Below are 653 nucleotides of genomic sequence, written 5' to 3'. Positions count from 1 at the left end.
GGCGCTTGAGCTGGCCGAGGCCGTCGTAGGTGTAGGTGTAGCGGGCGCCTCCCAGGTCGGAGTGATCGATGAGGCGACCGAAGTAGCTGTACTCCCACAGCGTGGAGTTCTTGTTGGCGTCGATCTCGGCGATCTTGCGGTTGCGGCTGTCGTACAGCGACTGCGACGTCACGACGCCGGCCACCATCGTGCGCACGACGTTGCCGCGCAGGTCGTAGGCGTACCGGGTGACTTCATCGTTGCCGTTCTTGGCGCTCGTACGACGGCCGAGTTCGTCATAGGTGAAGACTTCCGTCAACTGAACCGTCCGGTCTTCCACGATCCGCAGGTTCTCGTCGGTACTAGCCCATACGCGCCTCACATGCGGACGGACCACCTGAATCAGTCGGCCCAAGTCGTCGTAGCGGAAGTCGGTGCGGCTGCCATTCGTCGACGTGCTCAGTCGCTCGCCGTAGGCACTGTAGGCATGCGTCACCTCGCCACCGTCAGCATGGACCTCGCCGATCACGTTGCCGCCGCTGTCGTAGGAAAGGCGGTTCACGTTGCCGAGCGCGTCGGTGCTGGCCACCATGCGGCCGAGCGCGTCGTATGTGGTGTGCTCGACGGCGCGCTTGTCGTCATCGCCTGCCGGCTTGTCCACCTGCACGAGGCGG

At 64.5% G+C, this 653-nt stretch carries 1 pseudogene; it reads right to left on the bottom strand.

Annotated features, from left to right (window positions below):
* Window positions 1–653 (bottom strand): annotated as a pseudogene (locus E8D38_RS28035) (RHS repeat protein); the annotation flags it as partial.

Origin of the sequence: Methylibium rhizosphaerae, from assembly GCF_006386545.1 — a bacterium.
Classification (GTDB): Bacteria; Pseudomonadota; Gammaproteobacteria; order Burkholderiales; family Burkholderiaceae_C; genus Pseudorivibacter; species Pseudorivibacter rhizosphaerae.
Note: the sequence above shows the minus strand (reverse complement) of the source record. Positions and strands in the feature narration are given on the sequence as shown.